A 4,722-nucleotide genomic window follows, 5' to 3' on the forward strand; every position below is an offset into this window, starting at 1 on the left:
CGCCACCCCGACGTCCTGGCCGCCCAGCGCCGCGAACGCGCCAAGGTCCGCAGCGAACGCCAGCAACGCTGGGGCCGCCCACGGCCCAAAGCCGCCTAATCAGCCCCGGCGAACGTTCGTGGCCAACGCACTAGTGACATACGAATGGACCGGCCGGACGATCGAGTACCACCGTGCGCAGATCCGCGAGCACCTTGGCTTCCGGGAGTGCAGCGTCGCGGACGCGGACAAGCTGACGGCCTGGTTCGCCGAGCACGTCGCGTGCAAGGAGCGCCGACAGGAGCAAGTTCGGGTGGAGCTGCTTGTCCGCTGCCGTACAGAGAGCATCGAGCCGCCCACTGCGGGGCGGTGCGACCGGGTCGTGGGCGCCGCCCTGCGAGCGGCCGAGGAGATGCTGACGACGCGGATCTCGGCGCGGCTCACGGTGGAGAGCATCGAGCGGATCGTTCGCCTTGGTCGCCGGAGCCGACCAGGCGGACGACGCCGAACCCGGTGATGCAGGCGCCGGCGAGGACGGCTACCTGTTCTGGGAAAGATCAAGGAGGCTCCAGGCAACGTGAGCCTGGAGACGGTGCTCACCGAGATCGACAAGCTGCTCGCGGTCCGCCCGATCGGGCTGCCGATGGACCTGTTCGCAGACGTCGCACCGAAGGTAGTGACCAGTTGGCGGGCGCGGGCCGCGGTGGAATCCCCCTCCCATCTGCGCACACACCCCGCGCCCCTGCGCGTGACACTCCTGGCCGCACTGCTGCACGAGCGGGAGCGGGAGATCACGGACACGCTGGTCGAGTTGCTGATCTCCACGGTGCACCGGATCGGAGCGCGGGCGGAGAAGAAGGTCACCGAGGAGCTGGTCAACGCGTTCAAGAAGGTGTCGGGCAAGGAGAGCATCCTGTTCAAGCTCGCCGAGGCGTCGCTCGGCGAGCCGGGACACGGTCCGCGAGGTTGTCTACCCGGCGGTGTCCGGTGGTGAGCAGACCCTACGTGAACTGGTCCACGAGTTCGAGACGGCCCGGTCTACCGGCGCACGGTGCAGACCAGGCTGAAGGCGTCCTACACCAACCACTGCCGGCGCGGGCTGATCAAGCTGCTCGATGTGCTGGAGTTCCGTTCGTCCAACCACACCACCGGCCGGTGATCGAGGCTCTGGCACTGGTGGCCCGGTACGCGGCTGCGGGCAACACCACGTACTACCCGCTGGGCGAGAACGTGCCGGTCCACAAGGCGTTGGGCGGGGACTGAGCCGAGGTCGTGCACTGCACCGACAAGCGTGGGCGGCGCCGGATCGTGCGCATGGTCTACGAGGTCGTCGCCTTCCAGGCCTTGCGCGACCAACTCAAGTGCAAGGAGATCTGGGTCGTTGGCGCCGACGAGTGGCGCAACCCCGACGAGGACCTGCCCCAGGACTTCGCCGAGCGAGGCGAGGAGACTACCGCGAGCTGGCGCAAACCGATGGACCCGCAGGTCTTCATCGACAAGCTGCGCGTACAGATGACCACCGAACTGAAGCTGCTGAATGACCAGCTGCCCAAGCTGGGCTGGCTGGACATCGCCGAGCGGAAATCCGGGGCGATCCGGCTCACGCCGGCCGAGGCCCAGCCCGAGCCGCGCAACCTGCGCAGGCCCAGTCGCTTCAGGTCGGGCTCCTTGGCGCGGATGCCGGGAATCAGGGAGAGAAGGGCTGAGCGGCGGAGCCAGAAGTCTGTGTCGACAGCCCAGCGGTCGAGGGTGGGCCTGGCCGCTTCCTCGTGCTGGCGAAGATCACGCCAGCCGCGTGAATGGCAAGGGTGTCCACCAGGGCCCCGGTGTGGGCGGCTCGCAGCATCGCTTCCACCGTCATTAGGCCAGCAGGGTGAGGAGGGCTGTGTGGTAAGTGAGGAGCTGGACGGCTGCCTGCCGGTGTTCGTAGACGCTGCTGGTCCACAGCAGATCGGCCAGAGCCAGGGCGTCCGCTCGGGTGAGCGGTGGCAGGCGGCGGCGGGTGGTGGTGGTGACGGCGCGGCGCAGGTCCGGGATGGGGACGCCGAGGTGGACGAGGTCACTGTGGAGGTAAGCGCGGTCCCAGGCGGCGCGCTCTGGGGTGCCAAGGCGGGCGAGCTGCTCGGTGAGCTGGTCGGCCGCCTCGGCGAGTCAGGCGTGGGGCAGGCTCACGCGCCGACTTCCAGGATGCGCTTGAGGGTGGCGAGCTCGGTGTCGACCAGAGCGACCTGCTCGTCGAAGAAGGCACCAGTGAAGGCCGGCGGCTGGAAGAAAGTGATCAGGAACTCGGAGCCGGCACCGTTGGCCACGACGCGGGCTGGGACCTGCCAGGACGCCTGGTACTCGACGTAGTCGTGATCGAGGATTCCGAGCTCGGCGTTGCCGCGGATACGGAGCCGTGCGGGGCCGTGCGGGGTCGTCATCAGCCACCAGTCCGGCTCGTCGGTGGGCTCGATCGCCTTGACGTTGACGATCGCCCAGGCAGGCCAGTTGGCCGCGTCGGCGAGGAAGTTGAACACGTCGGCGACGGGGCGTTCGATGGTGACGGTCTTGGTAACCGAGCGTGCGGTGGTGGGGGTGGTGCTCATGATGGTGCCCTCTCAAGGGGTCGGCGGTGTGGGGGGATCTGGGTGGGCTCCGCCCATCAGGTGGCGTATCCAGTCCTCCAGCTGGCGGCGCTGGACCGGGTCGAGACGGGCGAAGAAGTGAGCGTCATTGCGGTCGGCGATCTCGGCCAGCTGGGGGGCCAGGTCGCGGCCGGTGGCGGTGAGGGCCAGCCGCAGCGTGCGGCGGGAGGCGGGGTCCGGTTCGCGGGTCATCAGCTCCTTGGCGGCCAGCCGGTCGACCAGGCGGGAGACCGCGCCGGCATCGATGTCCAGGTACCGGGCCACCTGCCGGGTGGTGGTGGCGTCGCCGCGGTGCACGGTTATCAGCACCGCCCACTGGGAGACGGTCACGCCGTGCTCGGCGAGTTCTCGTTCGAACCGGCCGTGGACTTCGTCGGAGAGCCGACGGAGCCAATAGCCGAGGTGGTCGCGCAAGCCGCTGGTGGAAGCTGTCACTCCTCCAGCGCGAATGACCCGACAACTGTTGTCAAGGCAACAATCGACGATTCCGTGTTTGTCCATCTATCGACCGATTGATGAGCAAGATCGTCAAGCGAGGGATTGCGACCGGATCGACGCCGGATCGTGCCCATAAAACGGCGTCAGAAAGTTGGTGTGCTCAAGAACTTAAGCACCACCCTTTTCTGTACGATCTGGCGGGTGCAGCTACCCCAGGACGACGACACCGCTGATCTCCTCGCCCGGTTCCGCCCGTACGGACCGGTGGCCTCGTGGGATACGCACGCGTGTCCACCAAGGGGCAACTGCTCGACCGGCAGATCCACGCACTCACGAAGCAGGGTGCATCCGGTTCTTCTCCGACAAGAGGTCCGGCAAGAACGCCGAACGCGAGGATCTGTGGAAGGCCCTCGACTACCTACGCGAGGGCGACACCCTCGTCGTCCCGTCGCTGGACCGGCTCGGCCGCTCCATCCAGGACCTCATCGCAATCGTGTCCAGCCTGACGCAAGCAGGGAATCGGCTTCACCCCGCTGCACCAGGCGCTGGACACCACCACGCCTGGAGGCGCCTGGTCTTCCACGACTTCGTCGCCCTCGCGGAGTTCATCCGCGAACTCATCGCGCAGGGCGCGCCCGCGGCGTTCGCCTCGGGCGACCGTCGGCCATGACACCCGAGCAGGTACGTCACGCCCGCGACCTGCTCACCCGCCCCCAGAACACCGTGACCTCGATCGCGAAACTGCTCGGCGTCTCCCGCAACACCATCAATAACTACGTGCCTGAGCTGAAGGTCAGCCGCATCGCGCTCGCCGAGGCAACCGCCACGGCGGAACTGCCCCAGCCTGCCAAGCCCAAGGACTGATCACCGCCGTTTGCGGCTGGTGACCGAGTCCTTACCGGCACCCCGTGTTGGCGCGTCTTGCCTGCCAATTTTCGGGTCAGGTGGGCTGGCGGCGAGCAGGAGAGACAGAAGGAGTCCGGCGGATCGACTGGAGAGGATCTTCGCTGCATGCTGCTGTGGTGATTGGAGGACGGACAGCTTCATCATGCGACGGCGGGGAGCCAGGCGCCCTGCCCTGCCGAAGACGCCGGCTGCCACCTCCACGCGGTCGCCGAAACCGTACGCCGCTGTCCTCACCAGGCAAAACACCCACACAGAGCCGCCGGACACTCAGCAGCAACCGCTGTTTGACATCCGCAATAGCATCCGGTCTGATCCCCACAGTGCGAAGGCACAGCGATGGCACCGGCCGAAATCGCCCGGGGCCTTCCCGCCGGGCGCGACGCAGCGAACCTGCGGACCCGCCGCAGGCGAGCCGGCTTCCCCGCAGACAAGAGGGGGGCGAGATGAAGTCCTTTGGTCCCCCGCCAGGTCCAGGAGTTGCTCATGAGGACTCACCGCTGAAAACCCTCCGTGCCTGCACTGCTGTCTGCCCCTCACGCGACAACTGCCGCGCCCGGAACTTGAAGCAACCTTGGTCACAGGTGACCTCGTCACGGGCCTCCCAGCCCGTCGGCCGTCGTCCTGCTCGTGCTGGTCCTCACAGGCCCGCGCCTGTGGCGAGGCTGCCACGTGTCACGAGGGCTGCGGTCAGAAACTGTCCGTCCGGGAACTCGCCTGGCGCGACAGATGCCACACCTGCTGAGACGCTGACCGCTGATGATGTTATGCCGGG

6 protein-coding genes and 2 pseudogenes are annotated in these 4,722 nt (G+C 67.5%); 5 read left to right on the forward strand and 3 right to left on the reverse strand.

Features of this window, described 5'->3' with window-relative positions; translation table 11 throughout:
• From IF89_RS48500 to IF89_RS43465, 3 genes and pseudogenes are all read left to right on the forward strand, one after another.
• Positions 1 to 99 (forward strand): annotated as a pseudogene (locus IF89_RS48500) (integrase); the annotation flags it as partial.
• 19 nt (positions 100 to 118) lie between these two features.
• Positions 119 to 496, forward strand: a complete 378-nt coding sequence (locus tag IF89_RS39035) for a DUF4158 domain-containing protein (protein WP_078628736.1) — start codon at positions 119 to 121, stop codon at positions 494 to 496.
• 60 nt (positions 497 to 556) lie between these two features.
• Positions 557 to 973 carry a hypothetical protein gene (locus IF89_RS43465; protein WP_078628737.1) on the forward strand — a complete coding sequence of 139 codons (417 nt, stop codon included), beginning with the start codon at positions 557 to 559 and terminating at the stop codon, positions 971 to 973.
• A gap of 866 nt (positions 974 to 1,839) precedes the next feature.
• On the opposite strand, the pseudogene IF89_RS49905 reads toward IF89_RS43465, so the two are convergent.
• From IF89_RS49905 to IF89_RS0134310, 3 genes and pseudogenes are all read right to left on the reverse strand, one after another.
• Positions 1,840 to 2,094, reverse strand: a pseudogene (locus IF89_RS49905) (DNA alkylation repair protein); the annotation flags it as partial.
• 53 nt (positions 2,095 to 2,147) lie between these two features.
• Positions 2,148 to 2,567 carry an SRPBCC family protein gene (locus IF89_RS45300; RefSeq protein WP_063831383.1) on the reverse strand — a complete coding sequence of 140 codons (420 nt, stop codon included), beginning with the start codon at positions 2,565 to 2,567 and terminating at the stop codon, positions 2,148 to 2,150.
• A 12-nt stretch (positions 2,568 to 2,579) separates the two neighbouring features.
• Positions 2,580 to 3,041: a MarR family winged helix-turn-helix transcriptional regulator gene (locus tag IF89_RS0134310; protein WP_063831384.1), complete on the reverse strand. Its 462-nt coding sequence runs from the start codon at positions 3,039 to 3,041 to the stop codon at positions 2,580 to 2,582.
• Between the two features lie 400 nt (positions 3,042 to 3,441).
• On the opposite strand from IF89_RS0134310, the gene IF89_RS49910 reads away from it, so the two are divergent.
• Positions 3,442 to 3,714 (forward strand): recombinase family protein, encoded by a 273-nt coding sequence (locus tag IF89_RS49910; RefSeq protein ID WP_420707006.1) that lies wholly within the window; start codon positions 3,442 to 3,444, stop codon positions 3,712 to 3,714.
• A complete protein-coding gene (locus IF89_RS45305) occupies positions 3,711 to 3,908 on the forward strand; it encodes a Hin recombinase (RefSeq protein ID WP_107047443.1) in 198 nt (65 codons plus the stop codon). The genes IF89_RS49910 and IF89_RS45305 overlap by 4 nt, the downstream gene beginning before the upstream one ends.
• The last annotated feature ends 814 nt before the right edge of the window (positions 3,909 to 4,722 follow it).

The sequence above is a fragment of the Streptomyces sp. NRRL F-2664 genome (genome assembly GCF_000719345.1).
Lineage (GTDB): Bacteria > Actinomycetota > Actinomycetes > Streptomycetales > Streptomycetaceae > Streptomyces.